24 protein-coding genes and 1 pseudogene are annotated in these 20,307 nt (G+C 42.9%); 20 read left to right on the plus strand and 5 right to left on the minus strand.

Annotated features, from left to right (window positions below; translation table 11 throughout):
- Positions 1-115: 115 nt before the first annotated feature.
- A complete protein-coding gene (locus B5G04_RS10705) occupies positions 116-679 on the plus strand; it encodes a Crp/Fnr family transcriptional regulator (RefSeq protein ID WP_087212931.1) in 564 nt (187 codons plus the stop codon).
- 74 nt (positions 680-753) lie between these two features.
- Here the strand turns inward: B5G04_RS10705 and B5G04_RS10710 are convergent, their stop codons facing one another.
- From B5G04_RS10710 to B5G04_RS19335, 3 genes and pseudogenes are all read right to left on the minus strand, one after another.
- Entirely contained in the window at positions 754-1,560 is an 807-nt protein-coding gene (locus B5G04_RS10710) for a recombinase (protein WP_239414082.1), read from the minus strand.
- Between the two features lie 239 nt (positions 1,561-1,799).
- A pseudogene (locus B5G04_RS10715) lies at positions 1,800-2,168 on the minus strand (SUMF1/EgtB/PvdO family nonheme iron enzyme); the annotation flags it as partial.
- Between the two features lie 124 nt (positions 2,169-2,292).
- On the minus strand, positions 2,293-2,520 hold the full coding sequence (locus B5G04_RS19335) for a hypothetical protein (protein WP_140406921.1): 228 nt from the start codon (positions 2,518-2,520) through the stop codon (positions 2,293-2,295).
- 262 nt (positions 2,521-2,782) lie between these two features.
- Between B5G04_RS19335 and B5G04_RS10720 the strand changes: the two genes are divergently transcribed.
- Positions 2,783-3,601: a carboxymuconolactone decarboxylase family protein gene (locus B5G04_RS10720; RefSeq protein ID WP_204247016.1), complete on the plus strand. Its 819-nt coding sequence runs from the start codon at positions 2,783-2,785 to the stop codon at positions 3,599-3,601.
- Between the two features lie 38 nt (positions 3,602-3,639).
- On the opposite strand, the gene B5G04_RS19860 is transcribed toward B5G04_RS10720, so the two are convergent.
- On the minus strand, positions 3,640-3,810 hold the full coding sequence (locus tag B5G04_RS19860) for a hypothetical protein (protein WP_158100089.1): 171 nt from the start codon (positions 3,808-3,810) through the stop codon (positions 3,640-3,642).
- A gap of 99 nt (positions 3,811-3,909) precedes the next feature.
- Positions 3,910-4,752, minus strand: coding sequence for a DUF3737 family protein (locus B5G04_RS10725; protein ID WP_087249564.1), 843 nt, complete (start codon positions 4,750-4,752; stop codon positions 3,910-3,912).
- Positions 4,753-5,137: 385 nt separating this feature from the next.
- Between B5G04_RS10725 and B5G04_RS10730 the strand changes: the two genes are divergently transcribed.
- The 18 genes from B5G04_RS10730 (at position 5,138) to lepB (ending at position 20,259) form a co-directional block, all read left to right on the plus strand.
- Positions 5,138-6,763: a tetratricopeptide repeat protein gene (locus B5G04_RS10730; RefSeq protein ID WP_143270457.1), complete on the plus strand. Its 1,626-nt coding sequence runs from the start codon at positions 5,138-5,140 to the stop codon at positions 6,761-6,763.
- A gap of 103 nt (positions 6,764-6,866) precedes the next feature.
- Positions 6,867-7,226 carry a DUF3244 domain-containing protein gene (locus B5G04_RS10735; RefSeq protein WP_087249560.1) on the plus strand — a complete coding sequence of 120 codons (360 nt, stop codon included), beginning with the start codon at positions 6,867-6,869 and terminating at the stop codon, positions 7,224-7,226.
- 18 nt (positions 7,227-7,244) lie between these two features.
- The gene (locus B5G04_RS10740) at positions 7,245-8,120 is read left to right on the plus strand and encodes a DUF1573 domain-containing protein (RefSeq protein ID WP_087251522.1); all 876 of its coding nucleotides are present in this window, start codon (positions 7,245-7,247) and stop codon (positions 8,118-8,120) included.
- A gap of 314 nt (positions 8,121-8,434) precedes the next feature.
- Positions 8,435-8,674 (plus strand): NVEALA domain-containing protein, encoded by a 240-nt coding sequence (locus B5G04_RS10745; protein ID WP_087251521.1) that lies wholly within the window; start codon positions 8,435-8,437, stop codon positions 8,672-8,674.
- A 3-nt stretch (positions 8,675-8,677) separates the two neighbouring features.
- On the plus strand, positions 8,678-8,902 hold the full coding sequence (locus B5G04_RS19340; protein WP_140400209.1) for a hypothetical protein: 225 nt from the start codon (positions 8,678-8,680) through the stop codon (positions 8,900-8,902).
- Between the two features lie 70 nt (positions 8,903-8,972).
- Entirely contained in the window at positions 8,973-10,025 is a 1,053-nt protein-coding gene (locus tag B5G04_RS10750; protein ID WP_158098023.1) for a BF3164 family lipoprotein, read from the plus strand.
- Positions 10,026-10,266: 241 nt separating this feature from the next.
- Positions 10,267-10,509, plus strand: coding sequence for an NVEALA domain-containing protein (locus B5G04_RS19345; protein WP_140400224.1), 243 nt, complete (start codon positions 10,267-10,269; stop codon positions 10,507-10,509).
- A gap of 77 nt (positions 10,510-10,586) precedes the next feature.
- Positions 10,587-11,681, plus strand: coding sequence for a 6-bladed beta-propeller (locus tag B5G04_RS10760; protein WP_158100090.1), 1,095 nt, complete (start codon positions 10,587-10,589; stop codon positions 11,679-11,681).
- Positions 11,682-11,754: 73 nt separating this feature from the next.
- Positions 11,755-12,018, plus strand: coding sequence for an NVEALA domain-containing protein (locus B5G04_RS10765; protein WP_087207358.1), 264 nt, complete (start codon positions 11,755-11,757; stop codon positions 12,016-12,018).
- Between the two features lie 74 nt (positions 12,019-12,092).
- Positions 12,093-13,247, plus strand: a complete 1,155-nt coding sequence (locus B5G04_RS10770) for a 6-bladed beta-propeller (protein WP_087251519.1) — start codon at positions 12,093-12,095, stop codon at positions 13,245-13,247.
- A gap of 149 nt (positions 13,248-13,396) precedes the next feature.
- Positions 13,397-15,304, plus strand: a complete 1,908-nt coding sequence (locus B5G04_RS10775; protein WP_087207355.1) for a discoidin domain-containing protein — start codon at positions 13,397-13,399, stop codon at positions 15,302-15,304.
- Between the two features lie 149 nt (positions 15,305-15,453).
- Positions 15,454-15,708, plus strand: a complete 255-nt coding sequence (locus B5G04_RS10780; protein WP_087251518.1) for an NVEALA domain-containing protein — start codon at positions 15,454-15,456, stop codon at positions 15,706-15,708.
- Between the two features lie 77 nt (positions 15,709-15,785).
- The gene (locus B5G04_RS10785) at positions 15,786-16,811 is read left to right on the plus strand and encodes a BF3164 family lipoprotein (RefSeq protein WP_087251517.1); all 1,026 of its coding nucleotides are present in this window, start codon (positions 15,786-15,788) and stop codon (positions 16,809-16,811) included.
- 12 nt (positions 16,812-16,823) lie between these two features.
- A complete protein-coding gene (locus B5G04_RS10790; RefSeq protein WP_140400050.1) occupies positions 16,824-17,324 on the plus strand; it encodes a hypothetical protein in 501 nt (166 codons plus the stop codon).
- Between the two features lie 117 nt (positions 17,325-17,441).
- Complete coding sequence (locus B5G04_RS10795) at positions 17,442-17,738, plus strand: NVEALA domain-containing protein (protein WP_087207345.1); 297 nt, start codon at positions 17,442-17,444, stop codon at positions 17,736-17,738.
- A 149-nt stretch (positions 17,739-17,887) separates the two neighbouring features.
- Positions 17,888-18,730 (plus strand): hypothetical protein, encoded by an 843-nt coding sequence (locus B5G04_RS10800; RefSeq protein WP_239414083.1) that lies wholly within the window; start codon positions 17,888-17,890, stop codon positions 18,728-18,730.
- Positions 18,714-19,211 (plus strand): hypothetical protein, encoded by a 498-nt coding sequence (locus tag B5G04_RS10805; RefSeq protein ID WP_239414084.1) that lies wholly within the window; start codon positions 18,714-18,716, stop codon positions 19,209-19,211. The genes B5G04_RS10800 and B5G04_RS10805 overlap by 17 nt, the downstream gene beginning before the upstream one ends.
- Positions 19,212-19,344: 133 nt before the next feature.
- Positions 19,345-20,259 (plus strand): signal peptidase I, encoded by a 915-nt coding sequence (gene lepB, locus B5G04_RS10810; RefSeq protein WP_087251515.1) that lies wholly within the window; start codon positions 19,345-19,347, stop codon positions 20,257-20,259.
- Positions 20,260-20,307: the final 48 nt, after the last annotated feature.

Consider the following 20,307-nt stretch of genomic DNA (forward strand, 5'->3'; position numbering starts at 1 on the left):
ATTTCTAACCGTTTTTTACATTTGGTAAAAACGGATTTTGCATTTGACAAAAAACAGCCGTTAGCAGCTGTTTCTGTGCGCTATTTTATAATTTTGTACCACAACAAAATGACTTATGGATATAAAGGAAATCATCAACCTGAGATATGCCATGCCGGATGCGTCTTTGGACAAGTTGCGGCAATGCCTGACGGAAGTTTCCTATCCCAAAGGCTTCCGCGTGCTGGAAAGTGGCAAGGTGGAGAAGGACATCTTTTTCATCAAGAAAGGCATTGTCCGCGCCTATACTTCGGTGGACGGAAAGGACATTACCTTTTGGGTCGGCAAGGAAGGGGCGACTCTCGTTTCCATGAAAGGATACGTGAACGATGAGCCGGGATATGAAACGATGGAGCTGATGGAGGATTCAGTCCTGTATGTATTGGAAAGAAAAAAACTGAAAGAATTGTTTTCAGAAGACTTGCACATCGCCAATTGGGGGCGGCGTTATGCGGAAATGGAATTACTTGCCACTGAGGAACGATTGATTTCCATGTTGTCTGCCATCGCTTCGGAACGGTATAAGGAGTTGTTAGAGAAAGAGCCTGATTTGTTGCAACGGTTACCATTGGGAAGTATCGCAACCTATTTAGGTGTCACACAAGCGAGCTTGAGCAGGATTAGAGCACAAATAAAGTGACGTTTCAATCAGCGGGTAGCAAGCGGTTTTGGTCTGCCCAAAACACAAACTTGCTACCCTCCCGTTGGCATTGTTTACAAACCCAAGCCTTTGTCCTTTCTGTGCGGTGCAACCGTCCTCCTAATGGATGAGAACAGCTTGTTGAACTGCTCCTTGAACCATTCGCCAATCAGTTGCCTGTTGATGGCAAGTGCGAGTTTCGATTTGTCTTTCGGGTCCTTCACCACTTGGAAGCCTGCCCTTTCGGTCTTAAACTTCCGCTTGTGTTCCTCCGAATAGAGTTCGCCCTCGTAGAACAACGGCTTGCCGCTGATAAGCGTGGCAGTCTGCTTCTCGTTGAAGCCGACTTTGAGGCAGAACTTCTCCATATACACCAACTCTTGGAACAGCGGAAACCATTTCTTGGCTTTCTGAATAACGGATTTCAGGAATGACACTTCCTTTTGGTGTTCCGCTTCCTTGTCCGCCATTTCCCTGCGGTGCTTGGCTTGCAGTTCCATAAGCTGGCGGCTGTGTTCCTCCTGCTGCCGCTGCATTTGCCGTTGCAACAGTTCGATGCTTTCGTTACGGACGGCAACCTCGCCTTGCAGGGTGCGGTTGTCGGCTTCCAGTTCTTTTAGCTTGCCGCTGCCCAAAAGAGAACCGACCTTTGCCACGAGTGCCGTTTTCGCTTCGGTTTTGGCGGCTTCCAGCTTCTCCGACTTGATTTCCTTTCGCACTTCGTCAAGCTGCCGTTCAGCCTGTTGTTGTGCGGTCTGCAACTGCCTTACGTTGGCTTCAAGCTCTCCCGTCTGCCGTTTCAGGTCACGGTAGTATTGGGCGGTGGTGGTGTGCCGTGCTTCCGAACCCCGTATGCCACGCTGTAAGCCGTATTTCGCCATTGCTTTTGCGTAAATCTGTACAAGGGATATTCCTCTTTGCAATCAAAAGAGTTAGAAGAATTACCTCATTTGGGGATAATGAGTAGACAACTGTCCTATTTGCCGTGGTCTGCATCGCTTTGCTTGTTCGGCTAACCCTTCCGTAGAATAAAGGTACAAAATAAGAACAGAAGAAAGAATATCTATGTCTTTCTTTCTTCTGTTTATAAATGGAACAAAATAACGAAAATCAAATAAGTTCAGTTGCTATCTATTCTTACCACTCGGAAACCAACATTGGCATAGCCTTGCGAGCCGTCCCTTGCTACATCGGATTTCTCACTGCGGCAATCGTCACGGTCGGAATCCCAACTGCCACCTTTGATAATATGCAGTCCGTCAGCATTGGTCGAGGAACTCCATTCCCAACAATTTCCCCAAAAGTCAATGCCGCCACAGGCACCCTTGCTTTGCGCGTATGCATCCACAGTTGTCAATCCACGTTCCGCATGACCGGAATTCATGGAAACATCCTTGGGCATGTGTCCGGCGGCAAGCACCCATTCTTCTTCGGAAGGCAGGCGATAACCGTGCTTGGTATCTTTTGCAGAGAGCCAGTTGCAGTAGGCTTCGGCATCCTTGAGCCCAAATCATTAAAAATGATTTGTTTCATGACTTCCTTTTGTCTTAATAAATAATACGATTTTCCTCCGTCCAGCCAAGGCAATGTCAGCGTCCAGAGGTGGCAATCACTCAGTTTTTGCGCGTATGTTTTTTTCTTTCGGCTGCGGCTTCCTCTTGCAGTTGTTTGTAAAGCACTTGCTGGTCGGAAGTCAGCACAGCCGCAATGTCTGTTATCAGCTTTTCCATTGCTTCTTTACCTTTTCTTTGGGGGCGGTGTCTATGCAATGTGACGCAGGAACTTGCAGTCAATGCCATTATTGCCATTATCGCCATTCCCAGTTTTCTAGTTAGTCTCATACTGTTCAATGTTTTAAGTTATACATTCATGTTGTCCGTTCCCGTTCGTAAGCTCGTTTGAGCGGACGTTCTGCTTATAAGACCCGGCAAAGTAATAAAAGTAAAAAACGTTCATGCAATTTTTTGAATATTCCATAGATTTCTGTAAATCTGGTACAATCATCTGTGATTTGGTTAGGCGGTATATCGGGGAAAGGGGGTATTTTTGTATCAAGTAATAATCATAAAAATCTTGACTCCTATGAAATCTATTCAACTGAACATCAGGAAAGTCATCCTTTTGGGGATGCTTGTATCAACAACTAATATTCAAATGACTATGGCACAAGAAAAGATTACACAGACTGCCGGACGTGTGCAGTTGGGAGAATTTGCTCCCGAATTTGCAAAGGTGAACGATGACGTCCTTTTCGGTGAAGTATGGAACCGTCCCGGGCTGAGTCCGCACGACCGCAGCATGATTACAATTGCTACACTGGTAGGAAAAGGCATTATCGACTCTTCACTTACGCATCATTTGCAGTTTGCCAAGAGCAACGGCGTGACCCGTACCGAGATTTCCGAATTGTTGACCCACGTGGCTTTCTATGCCGGATGGCCCAATGCATGGGGAGCTTTCCGTCTGGCGAAAGACGTATGGGCGAAAGATGTGGCGGACGATAACGGAAAGGCAGCTTTCCAGCGCGAAATGATTTTCCCTATCGGCGAGCCCAATACGGCATACGCACAGTATTTTATCGGAAACAGTTATCTTGCCCGTGTGTCGGGTGAACAAGTTCCTTTCTCGAATGTGACCTTCGAGCCGCGCTGCCGTAACAACTGGCACATTCATCATGCCACGAAGGGCGGTGGTCAGATGTTGGTTTGTGTAGCCGGACGCGGCTGGTATCAGGAAGAAGGAAAGCCTGCCGTACAGATGCTTCCGGGCGATGTGATACACATCCCGGCGAATGTAAAGCACTGGCATGGAGCGGCAGCCGACAGTTGGTTTGCACACCTCGCTTTCGAAGTTCCCGGAGAAAACACTTCCAACGAATGGCTGGAACCTGTTACGGACGAGGAATACGATAAGCTGAAATAAAAAACGCGATTCTCATTTTTCACCACAGATTACGTAGATTAAGAAGCTGTTTTGAATTTCTCCAAAAAGTTTTTCTTGGCTTGATGTGTTCGTTTTCGTGTGTGCTTTGGGCGATTTTTTGGTCCTTTCCGCTTCTGTTCTTCGTCAGATAGCCCGCTATCTTCCTCATTACAGAAGCGAAAATGCCTCAAAAACTCATCCCAAATCATCGCACGATAAATTCAAAACAGCTTCTAAAAAAATAATTATTCCATTATACGGAGGAAATGATTTTATCAATCTGTGTAATCTGTGGTGAAAATTCTTCATTACCTTGTTTCTATCACGCAATCGGCTGGAGCTTTGATGTTTTCATCCAGTGTGATGGAGCCGATACTGTCTGCTATGATGCGTCCTGACATCGGGTTCTTGATGTTGGTGATCGCCCCGCGGATGTCGGCGTTCAGGGTAGAATATTCGAAGGCGCGGTCGCAGGACGGGTCGAAAGTACAGTTCTCCAGCACCAGATCTTCGGCATAACACAAAGGCTGTTCGCCGGAGATGTGGCAATTAACCAGGCGCAGGTTCTTCGAGTGCCAGCCCAGATACTCACCGTTCAGTTCCGAATCGTAAATCGTTACGTTCTCCACTTCCCAGAAAGCGTCCTTCGTCGTAATCTTCGCGTTATGGATTTCCACGTTTTTCACATATTGGAATACATACTTGCTGTCGCTTTCCAGCCCGTCCACATAAATATCGTTGCTGAACATGAACGGATAGGTACCGTCGTGCAGCTTGAGGTCCTTTATGCGGATGCGGTTGCACCGCCAGAACACTTCGTCGGCATCGTTCATCTGTACGTTTTCGATGGTGATGTCGTTCATCTCCCTGAACATTTTCGGGGCATCGATTACGGTATCTTTCATGATTAAATGGTCGGAATACCACAATGCCGAGCGTCCGCCTACGGCAAAGTAACAATTGTCAATGGTAAAACCGTGTACGTGCCAGAATGGATAATTCCCCTCGAAACGGCAATTGGTTGCTACGATGTTGCTGCACTCTTTGATGCCCGATTCTCCTTCGCGGATGGTCACGTTATCCAAGTGAAGGTCGTGCGAGGCGAACAGCGGGCGTTCGCCCCCGAATTCTTTGTCTTTAATCAGCTGCATAGTATATTTGTTATTTGGTTGTTTTTCTTCGGGTGCAAAATTACAACATTCTTCCCATTCTTTTGTAAATGAATTACAGATGATACTACCTCGATTACAGAAAGGACAGAGAATTTTGATATGATACCATGCACAATTTCATACCACGCAAAGTTTAAGTCTCTAATCGGGTTGTATTATCAATCCAGAGAGCATCCTTTTATGGTTTCCATATCAAAACCGTACGTTCTCCAATTGGAAACCGTACGTTTTCGATATGGAAACCGTACGGTTTTGATATGGAGAACGTAAAAGTAAGACAGCCTGAGACAGATACTGAGCCTTTTAATCATACATTGATTCGCATCTGCTGAAACAAACTTATTTATTGATTATCTTTGTAGGCATGAAACACGTGATACTGATTTTCTTCTGTCTGTTGTTTTGTTCCTGCCGCCAAGGAGGAGGTAAGAACGATTTGGCTTTGCTGCACGAGGCATCCTTGCATACCGCACAACCTGATTCGGTGATGGATTTGCTCGGGCAGATAGTCCGCCCCGACTGTTTGCAAGGAAAGGCGCGGGCAGACTATGCCTTGCTCTATACCGAAGCCCTGAACAAGCAGGACCGGATAGGCACGGACGATTCGCTGATAAAGCTCGCCCTCGGCTATTACAGCAAACAGGCTCCCGGCATTCCGCTTGCCAAAAGCTATTTCCTCTTGGGGCGCATCTGCCAGCAGCAAGGCAACGACACCCTTGCCCTGAAGGTCAACCTGCAGGCACTTGCCGCTTTGCCCTCACAAACGCAAGACCGTACACGGATGTTGGTGAACTACGACTTGGGTTATCTTTACCATCAAAAAGGTTTCTACCGGCAAGCCCTTTTGCACTATCGGGAAATGCAGAAGTATGTAGACGCACATCCCGATACGACGGATTGCTACATCGCCGCATATAGTATGGGAGACATCTTTATGCTGCTGAATCGATACGACAGTGCTTACCATTATTATCAGGAAGCCATTTCGTTCGCCCGCCAATTAGAAAATGAATCCTACGAAAGGTATATCATCAGGCAATTGTGCCTGCATGCCCGTTTGACTGGTAATCGCCAACAGGCTAAAGCTTACCTGCAGGAAATAGTTGATACTTACGGCAATGATTTTTACAACAAAGCGGTGCTTTTCAAAGAAGAAGGAAATGCAGATTCGGCTTCTTTCTATTTCCTCAAAGCAACAAAAAATTCCCAAATCATTACCCGTGCCATGTCGTTTTATCACCTGTTCCAATTACACCGGAAAGCACATCCCGATTGGGCTTGCGTTTATGTAGATTCTTTCCATATTTATAAAGATTCGCTTTACGCCTTGCGGCAAACGGACAAGATAGAAAGACTGACCGCAGCGTATCGGCAAGAGGTAGACCGTCAAAAGGAGGAAGCTGACCGGCGTGAAAACGCCATCTGCCTGTGGGGCGGCATCGGTATTACGCTGTTGCTGTGCGGTACCGGCGTTTTCTTCTTTGTGCAGCGCAAGAAGCGCCGCTACCTGCTATTAGAGAAACAACTGGTCGCAAACCGATTGGCCGCTATCAAGGAATATGTGGCTGAACAGAACCGGCGGAACCCTGAAGAATGGAGTGCGATGTACCAAGAGATAGCAGCCATAGAAATGCAAACACTTATCGGGCAGTTTCAACAAACGGCATGGCAAAAGCGAATCCATGCCATACAGAAAGGCAACGGCAAACCTTTCTCGAAAAAAGAACAGGAAGCATTCCAAAAAGAAACCCTTGCCTTGTTTGATGAACCAGTGAAACGGCTGCAAGTGGAATATCCCCAAATCACCGAAGCCGATTTGCTGTTTTGCCTGCTTTCTTTCATGGATTATCCTACCAGCCTGATAGCCTCGTGCACCGGACGTAAGGAGAACGCCCTGCGTACCTGCAAGCACCGCCTGAAAGAGAAACTATCAAAAGAGATATTCGGATTTTTCTTTCATTTCACTAATAACCAGCAAGATACAGAGTAGGTGTAACGCTCGTTGTAACGCTGTAACGGAAATTGTAACGTCAAAAAATTGCTTGTTTTCATGCTTTTTTAGAATTTTGCGGAAACGAAAAACAAAAAAGATTATGAAAACAAAACTGATTACATTATTGTGTGTGCTGATGAGTATTTCTTTCTGCTTCGCTCAAAGCAAAGACGAAATTGAAATGATAAAAGTAATAAAGCAAGAGGGTAATGTTGTTCCCAGTTCATTAATGGAAGAGCCTCGTGCGTTCCTTCATCAACCGTGGCTATCTGTTTCGCTGCCCGAAAGCAAAGAAGCGGTGATTTCCGTCCAAAACCAGTTGAACGGAAGGATAGTCTACCAACAGGCCTATTTTCATGTGCAAGGCATGATGATTGACCTAAGCGGTATGCCTGCAGGTACGTATCAGTTGCGGATAGAAATAGATGGTACGGTTTATACAGGTACTTTCCGTTTGTAACCAAATGTTACCAAAGCTATGAAGAAAACAGGTATATTCTTACTGTTGCTGTCTTTGCTGGCAGCCTGTCAAGAATCTGATAAGGAACGCCTGACTCGCCTGGTGCAGGAATGGGATGGGAAGGAAATCGCTTTTCCTGCGCAAGCGGTGTTTACGGTACAGGGCAGGGACACGGTAGATTTCCGCTGGCAGTCTGCTCCTTACCGCATCGTGACGTATGTCGATTCTCTGGGTTGTGCCAGCTGCAAGCTGCAGCTGCCCAAGTGGAAACAGTTGATAGTGGAGACCGATTCGTTGTTCGGAAAGAAAAAGCTGTCTTATGTATTCTTTTTCCATCCGAAAGATGCACGCGAGTTAACCTATCTGACTCGCCGTGATGCTTTTACTTATCCGGTGTGTTTCGACCGTGAGGATGCTTTTAACCACCTGAATCGTTTCCCTTCGGAGATGGCTCTGCAGACTTTTCTGCTCGATAAGGACAACCGGGTAGTTGCCATCGGCAATCCTGTCCATAATCCGCAGGTGAAGGAACTTTATCTGAACATTATCGGCGGCAAGCGTTCCGCAACAACCGGTACGAAGCAGACCTCTGCTTCGTTAAGCGAACAGGATGTGCGGTTCGGTTCTTTCCCGATGGGGGAGAAGAAAGAGCGGAAGGTGACGCTGAAGAACACGGGTGATGCTCCTTTGGTGATACACGGGGTGGATACTTCTTGTGGTTGCACGCGTGTGGAATACAGCCAGCGTCCTTTGCGTCCGGGCGAGGAAACCACCTTGCTCATCATTTACGAGGCGGATGAGGCTGGTCATTTCCGCAAGACGGTAGACGTGTATTGCAACACGGCAGATGCTCCGTTGCGCATCAGTGTGACGGGAGAAGCGGTAAGCAATTGATAATTGACAATGGACAATTGACAATTGGGTTTCTTCCATTCGTTGTAGGGGCGTATCGCATACGCCCGAATGCGCCAACTAATCCATGCGGATGCAAAAGATAATGATATCATATATAATAAGGAGTGGAAACGATACAGAAAGTGTTTGGAAGACAACCTGTATGTTCCCACTCCAGTCAAACCCTAAAATAGAAAGGAGGACAGACCGTTGCAAAGTTAAGAAGAAAACAGAAGATTCGCAAATCGGTGATTTGCGGCTTCGCAGATGAAAAAACGAATTGAATTGAATAATAACTTTAAACGAATTTAATTATGAAAACAACTATTTTGAAATTGATTTTTTCGACAGCATTGATTGTGGTAGCAGGCATTACGCTTTATCGTGCACAAGAAAAAGAGATGTTATCTGATATAGCTTTATCTAATGTAGAAGCACTGGCTAGAGGAGAAAGTGATGGTGATTGTTCAGATTGTGCTATCTATGCTCCAGGTATATGTAAAGACTGGGGATGGGGTGGTTGTACAGGAAAAAATGCTATAAAATATTTGTAAACTATGAAAAGAGTAGGTTGTGTATTAATATCTTTGTTGTTTATTGTTAGTTGGGGATTTGTAACAACGTCATCTAAGCAGAATGCAAAAGAAGAACTGTTACTTCTACAGAATGTGGAAGCGCTCGCTGTTCCAGAAATCATAGTTGGACCATTTTGTATGGTAACAAGTTCTATTTGTGTTGTAGAATCTGATGGGCTATTTCTTAGAGGTGTTCCTTTATTTTAATTTTTATTGTCAGGAAATGTGTAAGGCTTTGTTTTATTCATTTCCTGACTCTTTAAAACGTGAATTCGTCATGAAACGGATTATATATGGTTTATTGTTGTGTTTGAGCTTTGGTGGGTGTAAACAAGAGCAAGATGGCTTTTCTGCTTTTGATTCTTCTTTTAGGAATGTGCGTAAAGTGATAGTTGATAATTGTATAAAATCGGATTTGCTTTTAGGACGCCCTTTTTTTATTGAATACGCTGATTCATGTGTGTTTATATATGACGATTTGGGTGATAGTCTTTTCGTTATGGTTGATTTGGCTGAAAGGAATTGTGTGTATCGTTTTGGTACAAGAGGGCAGGGGAATAATGAGTTTTTACAAGTGGCTTCACTACATAGAATGGCTAGTGATTCTAGTATCTGTACTTATGATTTTTACCGCCATGCTTTGAGCCGGATTGATGTCCGGAATGTTAAGCAAGGTATTAAGGATTATGTAGTATTGAAAAAAGACAGCCTGAATAGCATTGATATGTTACCAACGAAATACGGAAGTTTTATAGGATTGGGATTTTATGAAAATACAATGTTTTCTTTATTACGAGAAAATCTGACGGATTTCTTTTACGAGTATCCGTACCGTGACAGTCGTGAACGTCGAATTAGTAATCGGTTAAGAGGCATGGCGTATCAAGGTACATTACGTTCGGCTCCATCGTTAGATAAATTTGTGTTTGCCATGAATACTTCTCCTATATTTATGTTGTATACTATAGAGAAGGATAAGATTGTAGAACAATATCGCTGGATAGGTAGCTATCCGGTATATCGCACGGAAGAAACCGAGATATCTCGTTCTGCACCACTTGATGCAAGCAGGCCTGTTGGTTTTATTTATGCATACGCTACTGATAACTATGTGTATTTGTTGTATTCTGGTAAAAGTATGAAAGACTATCAAGCTGATGCGTTTACTGGCAATGTCATTTATCAAGTGGATTGGAAAGGTAATCCAGTTCGTAAATATGTATCGGACAAAGCTTTGTCTACATTTTGTGTCTCCGATTCAGATGAAATGATATATGCGGTAGCTAAAGATAATGAACCGACATTGGTTAAAATTGATTTGTCTAAGTAAAAATGGTTGTTTCTCTGATTAAATAGAAATGAAACAGATACTTGGAATAATCATTTTATCATGGCTGCTCTTCGGCTGTTCTTTCTGGGAAACATCGGGGAGGTTGCTGGATATTGGCGAAGGAACCCCCATTGAGGCTCACCCATACGCTTACGACTTGGTTATGTCTAATCCGTTGAATCTTGCGGTAGTGAAAGACAAGCTGCTCTTGTTCCAGCATACGGGTGAAGATGCTGTCCTGATGATGGACCGTGAAAGCGGTAAGCCCGTAGGCTGTTGGGGAGTTGCCGGAGTAACGGCTTATCAGGCACAGGATAAAGAAGTGATGTCAGACTTGGCTCTTGCCAATGTGGAAGCGTTGGCGAATGGGGAAGGCGGTTCTGAATGTAGATGGAAAAGAGTGAAAGATGAATATGGTTGCACTGTGCATTATTGTATCCAAGGTGGTGATGGAAGTGTTTGTTCTTGCGGATCTGTAGCTTGATGGTAAATACGAGGATGCATATTGGAATATGCAATCATTTTTAGTGTGCATCCTCTTTCAACTTATCTATGAATTGTATGAAACGTATTGGGTATTATTGTTTAATGTTATTGGCTTTTGCTTCTTGTTCGCGGTCTCCCCAGCCAATGGAGGCTCTTTATCCTGTGCAAGGATATACAGATTTGTCGCAGGAAAAAGTGAAATTGTCATCATTGTTTGCTGAATATAGGCTGATACCTTTGGAAACGAATGATTCTTCGCTGATAGGAGGACGCGGAAATAAGGTGCTTCAACGGGATTCGTCATTTTATATTGAATCGGAAAACACAATTTTAAGTTTTGACAATGACGGACATTTTATCAGCCGTTTTGATAAGCGTGGCAGTGGTCCGGAAGATTACATTGACATTTCCGACTTTGATGTAGTCAGCTCTTCAGAGGGGAAAACCGAATTGTGGTTATCAGGTGCTGGTGGCATAAAAGTGTACGATGCATTATCGGGTGCTTTTATACGAGGTGTTTTGTCTGGTTCTTATGTACATCAGTTTCAATATGTGAATGACAGTACGTTGCTTTTTGTCGATTCGGGCGATGAAGTGTTTCATGTTTGCGATTTGACAGGGAAAGAACGCTTTCGTTACTTTAAGAAAGATTTGGCAAATTCAATCCATAAGTTTAATCAGTTCTTTTTTTGCCGTGGAAAGATATGCTATCAGTTAGGCAATACGCTTGAAGCGATAGTATACGACCCTGATGCCGATGCTTGCAGCTTGCAGCCGATATTACCGGCGGAAGGCAATGTCTTGACTCCTCAAGTCAGCCGTGATTATTATGACAAGTATGGATATTTGGAGCAAGATAAAAAGCTGATGGAGAATTATGTAATGCTTTCGGTCGTGCGTACGGTTCGGGGAGGAGCGGTTTTTGAATGGATAGCTCCGGGTATGGAATACGGATTGTCTTTTTGTTCTTCAGATAAATGCCATACAATTCCTTTCTCTGCGATAGACAATGACATTTGCGAAACGGATGACAACCGTTTTCTTGCTACATTGACTTGTTGTGAAAGTGATAATGATTCGGTTTTGCTGTTCCAAGTGCCGGATAAGGGCGATGGAGAGAATAATTTTAGTCTGTTAGAAGCAGTATGCAAGGATATGCAATTTAACTAAAAGCAAATCGAGGATTTGCGGCTTCGCAGAGAAAAGTAAATGAAGTACTAATCAATTAAAAAACAATACAGTTATGAAACGAAATATCTTAAAAATAACATTTATTGCAGCGGTAGCCGTAGCGGCAGGCTATACTGCTTATAGCCAGTCACAGAAAACGGAAGCATTGTCTGACTTGGCATTGGAAAATGTGGAAGCGTTGGCACAAAGTGAATCTCAAGGAATGAAATATGAGAGGCAGAAGCAGGATATTACGGAAATTTGGGATGATGCATCGGGAACTTATAAAAAAGTAGTTATAACTGTTTGTGAAGGTAAAGGCTCTCTTGATTGTTAAATAGAAATTAGAATAAGCGATCCTTATTATGTATTTACAGGATAAGGATCTCTTTGTAAAATTGTAAAAGGGTTATGAGTAAGTATTTTTTTATCGTATTGCTTTTAAGTGTACTTGCCGGATGCCATAAGCAGGAGGGGCAGCGTTTAGGTTTGAATATGGTTTCGGTAGACGGAATGAGAAATGATGATACCGGTAAATTTGATTCTTTTTTCCAATTCAGTCACTACATTACGCTTGAAACTACCGATTCATCTTTGATTGGTAAAGCGAAAAAAATAAAGATGTATGATGGTAAAATCTATGTGTTGGATGGAAAAGATGATAAGATTGTGGTTTTCGACTCCATAGGGAATTACATCCGTCAATATGCACATTTAGGACAAGGACCGGGAGAATATGTAGGATTGGGGGATTTCGATATAAAAGGAGATACGTTATATCTGATGGGTGAATTTGACGGATATGTCTTAAAGTATGATTTGACAGACCGGTATTGTGGCAGAGAAAGAATCCCGAAAGCGGAAGGTCTATTGGTTTTGTCTAATGGAGATTATGCTTTGAATTTAGGATTAGGTCGTGCTGATAATGGCAGTGGTAAGTCTTATAACAGTTATGTTGTGTGTCGTGAAGGGGAATTATTATATCAAGATATACCTTTTAATAAAAATATTCAAGGTAAGGCTTATTCATTTGCTGAGGGGTATAATGCTTTTTACCATTATAAAGATTCTATTTTTACTTTTTTTCCGTTCAATGATACAATCTATGTTGTAAACCCCAAAGACGGGGTGCTTAATCCTTATTTGTCTGTAGCATTGAATAAACAGAAAATCGAACTGAGTATGTCGGCATCCAAAGCTTTAAAATTAGCAAAGGAATTAACTCCTTCTATTTTCGCTTTTTATAAATGGGATAATTATATGTGTTGCTCATTCTATTATGCAGATAATCCTCGGAGGTATTTGATTTTCTCAAAAGATGGATCTATTTTGTTTTGTGGTAGTTTTAATTTGGATAAGTATAAACTTCCCATACGTATGGTTGCTTACGAGACAGATCAAACTTCCGTTCAGATGTTGAGTTTGGTATATCCGGAAGAAATGCTTTTTTTATATAAAAAATACGGCTCGAATAGCAAGTTGCTTGATAAGATTGCTTCTGGGATGGGAGAAGAGAGTAATCCTGTGCTTTTGTTTTATGATTTTAAATTGCAGGATAAAAAATGAATGAAAAATGCATGTTGATAAATATATGAATTACGTCAATTGAGGTTTACTCCCAGAGTGTTATATTGCGGTCAAGACGGTATGGATATGGAAGTAGGTCGACCCGTATACGGATAAATGAAATGGAAAAGATGTTTAAGAAGAATCGAATGAAAACGTTACTGAAAACATGTGTGTGGGTAGCAGCGGCATGGCTGTCTGTCGGATGCGACCGTGTCCTGGACACGTCGCTGGAACTGAGCGGGGAAAACCGGAGCCAGCTGGAAGCCGTGATAACCCATTATGCCGGTGAGCCGGAAAAGCAAGAGGCAGCTAAATTCCTGATACGGAACATGAAGAGGCACTATACGGCAGACTGTCCGTATATGGACACGTATTACGAATTGACCGACAGCCTGCAGCGGGACACAAATGTTGCCGTTTCTGCGCTGAAAGTGATTTATGACTCTATTTATACGCCTCAGCGGTTTGCGGGAATAAAACGTACGCCCGACTTGAAAGCGGTGCGCTCCGATTTCCTGATCAGCCATATCGATGCCGCCTTCGAGGCTTGGAAGTCACCGTGGGCGAAAGACTTGACCTTTGATGAGTTTTGCGAATACATCTTGCCTTATCGGGTAGGACATGAACGGTTGGAACTGTGGCGCGATTTGTACAAGGAAACGTATGCTCCGTTGGTGCAGCCTTTGTTACATCAACAAGTAGATTCAGTGTATGAAGTGATTATGCGCCGGATTATAGGGAACCGCTATTTTACTCCTTCCTACGTGCCCGACCTTCGCCCCTCTTCGTTGCTGCATTTGCGTTATGGATCGTGTCCTTCTTTTGTGGCAATGGGCGCTTATCTGTACCGCAGCATTGGCGTGCCGGTGGCTTGCGACTTTACGCCTAATTGGACCAATCATGCCATGGGGCACAACTGGCTTTCTATTATATCCGAAGGAAAAACGTATCCTATTATGCCGGGGTCTGCAGTTGCATTCGGACAACACATCGCTCATAACTCTTATCATCTTTCGAAAGCTTATCGGCAGTTGTTTGGCGAAACGGGAGGACTGATAAAGGATGAAGAGAATGTGCCCGCTTTGTTCAGCGACCCTCATATCGTGGATGTGACCGACCAGTATATCCAGACCGTTGACGTGAACTTGCCCGATTGCTTCCCGCAGGCACATGCTCCCCGTTACGCTTACTTGGGCGTGTTCGATGCGCAGAATTGGAAAATCGTGGCGTATGGCAAACGGAGAGGGAAAGGCTATCGTTTCGAGCGGATGGCACCAGGAGCGGTGTACCTCCCGATGTATTATTCAGAAGGGTCTACGGCATCGGCTTACTATCCCATAAAAGTGGATGAGGATGGAGGGTTGCATGTATTGAAGCCTGATACGGCACGGCTGCGGTCGGTAAAGCTGTATCGCAAATTCATGGATTTGTTCCCTCGGATTTGGCTGAATAATTTTGCTGGGAGCAGGTTTGTGTTCAGCCGTGACGCTTCGTTCCGCCGGGCAGACACGATACGGGTTGATACGTTGGCAGAATGCAATTTTCAGACGGTGGTATTGGGAAAGCCATACCGCTATATGAAATTCATCCCTGTTGCAAAAACCGGAGGGAATATAGCTGAAATTAGGTTGTATGACAAACAGGGAAAGCAGGTAAAGGGAAAGATTATCGGCAATTTCCATCCGAAAGAACCGGATGATGTGATGCAGGCAATGGGAATGGCTTTTGACGGAAATGTATTGAGTTGTTCGCGTACAGACGGCAAGCAAAAAGACGCTTGGTTGGGGCTGGATTTAGGTAAAGCCGTTGAGTTGTCAAAGCTGGTCTATCTTCCTCGCAACGATGATAATTTTATCCGCGAGGGCGAACTGTACGAACTGTTTTATTGGGATAAAGGCTGGCGGTCGTTAGGGCAGAAGACAGGCGATGGCGAACGGCAATGTTTAGTATATGATAATGTACCGGAGAACGCCTTGCTGTTGCTCCGCAATTTAAGTAAAGGCAAAGAAGAACGGATTTTTACGTATGAAGGAGGGAAACAAGTGTGGTGGTAATTGGCATGTTTCCATTCCACCCATAAAACGAAAGGAGGTTAAGCCGATGCAAAGTTAAGAAGAAAAACAGGAGACAAGCAAATCGGGGATTTGCGGCTTCGCAGACGAAAAATCAAACAGAATATCAATCATTAAAAAATAAACAAAAGATGAAAAAGCTTATTTTAAAAATTACGTTTATCGCGGCGGTAGCCGTAGCTTCAGCTTATACTACTTATAGTCAGTCACAGAAAGTAGAAGTTTTGTCTGATTTAGCATTGGAGAATGTGGAAGCGTTGGCACAATTTGAATGTGTTTCAGTAACGGGTGATATATTGTTTTATTGCGTATCAGACCTGATGCGGTCCTGCTATTGTAACGGTTTGCATCCAGGTAGAGGTTATTATAAGACTAACACTTTATAAGCGGCATTTGTTGAAGTAGTGCATTTAGGTATCATCTAAAGTGCGCTGCTTCTTATTTAATATAAATATTTTCAGTTATGAGGATTTCAGTTATATTATTGGCTTTATTGTTTTTGTTCAGTTGCGGGCGGGAAGAATCCCCTATGTCGAAGTATGGTTTCCGTACGGTAGAGCAAGTCAGTTTTCATCCAGTTGAAAGTGATTTTCTATTTAAACCAACCGCAATAGAAGTGTTTGATTCCTTATTGTTGGTACACGATCCGGTAGAAGGAAATACTTACACGCTATTTTCTATCAGTTCGCCTGATGTGCAGATTTCCGGCGGTAAGAAAGGGACAGGTCCGGATGAGGTTTTATACGGACAGTTTACGGATAAGATTAATGAAAAAGAGTTTCAGGTGATTGATATGTCAAACGGGAAAGTCTTGATATATAACGTAGACAGTATTTTGAAAAGCCGTTCGTTTATACCTGTGCATTCATTTTTTTATAATGAATTGGCAGTTCAAAAAGCAAAAGGATTGCAGTATTGTTATTATTTGGAGGACAGCACTTATATCGGCCTTGGCGACAGTAATCAAGGTAAATATTATTGCATCGGAAAAGATACGGTGACCTATTGGGGAAATTACCCGAAAGACCTAACAATGAGCAGTTCTCCATTTTATTTGTTTCAAGGGGTTTTGCAGATAAATGCAGACCGTAACCTGTTGCTTTATCATTCTCCAACCGGTTATTATTATGAACTGTATGCCCGTTCAGGGGATGCGTGGAAACAACGTTTTGTCGAATACATGCCGATAGAACATGCCGAGGATGTTGTTACGGAGAATACGCCATGCGGAGTCAGTTCTGCCGATTTGGATAATGACTTCGTTTATCTGTTGTTTTCCGGTCGTACCTTGAAAGAATATCCGGAAGAGACCTTTCTCGCTTCGCATATTTTCATTTTGACGACAAAAGGTGAAAAGGTGAAATGTCTGGAAACTGATCGGTTGAATGTTTTTATGTGTGTAGAACGGAAACAGAACCGTATTTATGCCATTTCCCGTAATCCTGATACAGGGGAGTATGAAGTAGGGTATTATCCATTCGCAATATAAAAAAGGTAGAAAATGAGAAAATATATATTGTCGCTTATCATTTTGGGATGTTTTTGCTCTTGCTCTCATCGGTCTTCTTTTAATGAGAAAATCTGTTCCATGTATATTGGGAAAGAATTGGTTTATTTTCCTGATTCTGATTTGGTGAATCGTCAATTGGCAAATCAGAGTAGGTATAAGTTGCTTCATACAATGGATATAACCTGTACTTCTTGCATATACGAAATATTGGATAATGAATCTTTTATTCACGCATTGACAGACCGTCATATATCTTTTGAAATAGTAGGTTACAGTTCTTATAAAGATTCCATATTTAATACGGTGTTGCTTCAATATCCTTTCTATTTTGATTTTTATAGGAAATTCAGGACAAGGAACAAAATACTTGATGATAATGTGGTTCGGACTTTTCTCTTAGATGGGAAAAAGGTTTTGTTTGCCGGTGACATGAAAGACAATATGTTTAAAGAGCAAATTATTCAATATGTGAAAACAGAAAATATTCATTAGTAGCTATTACCATTATGGCGAATTTAAAAGAAAAACAGGAGACAAGCAAATCGGGGATTTGCGGCTTCACAAAGAAGAAATCAAACAGAATATTAATCATTAAAAAACGAATAAAAGATGAAAAAACTTATTTTTTTAATTACGTTTATCGCAGTGGTAGCCATAACGGCAGGTTACAATATGTATATTGCGTTAGATAAGAAGGTTTATATGACAGAGTTTATATTGACTAACGTAGAAGCATTGGCACAACCGGAAAATGGAGGTAGCGGCAACTATTCATGTACAGCAACTGTGGACTGCGGGCTTCCTTTAGGCGGTTCAGTGTCTTGCAGTGGTCAAAGATGTAGTCGGGGGATTGATTGGACGAGAGGCGCTTATGTTGAATGTGATGGAAATAAAACATTTTGCTGAATATGAATAGGGCGTTATTTTTGATTTTAATACTTTTGTGTCTTGTTTCTTGTCAAAAGAACAAGCGTCAAAGTGACTTGACATATTGTAAGATTGAGAGTCAAATCGAAACCTATCCGGATTCCAGTTTTTTCTCTGACATAACTTGTATGGTTTATGACAAGGGCAATGTTTATGTATTAGACAAAAAGCGGGGGGACATCGTCGTGTTAAGTGATGACTTGCAACGGATGGAATATGTCACTCATCATGGGGCAGCGCCTTATGAAACGACCTGGCCTTTTACGTTCAATGTGCAGTATGATACAGTGTATGTAGTGGATTTCGGTACCAAGTCTATGAAGAAATTTTATGGTGGATCGTTCTGCGGCGATTTCTTGCTTTCGAATGCGAATGAGAATCGTTTCAGCCTTCGTGATTCGTTGATATACTTGTCGGCAAATACTGATTCAACCAGTTTCTTGCTTATTGATACACGTCATCCTGACCGGCAAGTCCCCAAAGGGGAAGTGGTACAGGAAAAGACAGCATTTAAGACGGTTATATCCAATCGGAAACATATTCTTTATGCCGAAGGAAAAGGAATTTTCTCGGTATCGGATTGTTATCCTTATATAGACCAATATACCTTTGACGGGAGATATGTCCGGAGGTTTGATATTTCATCTATTCCTGTCATAAAGGCAGCTATGGAAATATCCGAGAAACAGGCTAACCGCGAGAAATCAGTTTACATCTATATTCGTGACGCTTATCTTGCCGATGGTCATTTGTATCTGTTATGTTCATCGCGTACAGACCAAAACGAGTACAAGGTAAATACAATCTTGGATTTGTCTGTAGACGAAGATATGAAGTTGGTTTCTACTTATATGCTTCCGCATGATATTTATTCTTCTTTTTGTGTTTCAGATACTTATCTGTTTGCGGCACAAGAAGTGGACGAAACAACCATTGAAAAATTTAAATTGCGTGATGATGCTGAAAGATAAGGTTTTTATCGTATTGCTATTGCTGCCTTTTTTGTTCGGATGCAGTAATGAGAAAAATAAGCCACAAAGGGAAGTCAACATACAGAAGGATGAATATGATTTGATAGGAAGGAGAATTACGTCTATTGATTCCATTGTATCCGATAGAAAGTATGGGGTCGTTTTTGTGTTTAATTATTACGATTGCGGTAATTGTGTCGATTTAGGTTTTTCTGTGACGAAAGAAATAGATTCTCTTTATCATGAAAGGAAAGTTGCAGTTATTTCAACGGTGGGCAGTTCTTCTTTTTACCAAAAGCGTAATGCTTATTATGAATATGTATATGCAGATTCAAAGGATTTGATTCGAAAAGAATTGAAATATATTCCGACTCCTATCATGATTTTGATGGATTCTTTGAATACGATAAGAAATTATATATTGCCTGGCACTTCGGATAAGAAGGAAATCATTTCTTTTATTGAGTCAGTTGAGAATTAGAAATATTGAATATTCGTATTTCACCTAATAACTGTAAGGGGGTGCGGATATTCATAATTAGGATATGAGAACGGGAATAAGCTTGTAACGTGTTTGGTTGGGCTGTTAAAGTTTACGTAAATCAATAGAGCGAATGAAACGGATACGGATAATCAGGAAAAAGGTGTTCTGCTTGGCGTATAAGGTATGTGCAGTGGCGGTATGCCTGTATGCGGCATGGATTGTGTTGCGCATCGCAGGTCAGGTGTTCCTGTTTGCCTCGTTTTCCATCCCTTCCGATTCGATGGTGCCTGTGTTGCGTCCGGGCGACTATGTGCTGGTGGACAAACCGCTGAAAGGGGCACGGATATTCGATGTATGGGATGCGGCTGAACACCGTCCGTTTGAGATACGGAGATTGCCCGGCTTGGAAGAGTTCCGCCGTGGGGAAGTGCTGGTATTCAATTTCCCTTACCCCGAACGTTGGGACAGCATCGGGTTTGATGTCATGCTGTATTACGTGAAGCGTTGCATCGGCGAGCCTGGCGATACGGTGGAGATAAGGGATGCACGTTACCTGGTGCGTGGAACAGATGTTCCGGTGGGGAACACGGATGCACAGGAACGGCTTTCACGGCTGTTGTCCAAAAAGTCTGGCAGGAAGGAGATGATACGCCAGCATTGCTACTATACGTTTCCGCATGACTCTACGTTGGGGTGGAACGTCTGCAACTTCGGCCCCTTGTATGTTCCCGCGCGTGGCGATTCGATAGAGATGACCCGGAACCATTACCTGTTTTACAGGAACTTGATAGAATGGGAACAGCGGAGAAAGTTGGTGCAAAAGGACGATGGCTTCTATTTGGAGGGCAAACGGATAACGGGTTACCGTTTCCGCGAGAATTATTATTTTATGGGCGGTGACAATTGTTTTAACTCGCAAGACTCGCGTTATTGGGGGCTGCTTCCCGAACCTTACCTCGTAGGCAAGGCTACGCGTATATGGAAGTCGGTCGATCCATATACGGGTTCGGTAGACTGGAGGCGGGTATGGAAGCGTATCGAGTGAAAAATAGCCCGTATGTAACATTCATGTACGAATTGTAACGTTTTTGGC

The organism is Bacteroides sp. An51A, assembly GCF_002161565.1.
Taxonomy (GTDB): Bacteria; Bacteroidota; Bacteroidia; order Bacteroidales; family Bacteroidaceae; genus Phocaeicola; species Phocaeicola intestinalis.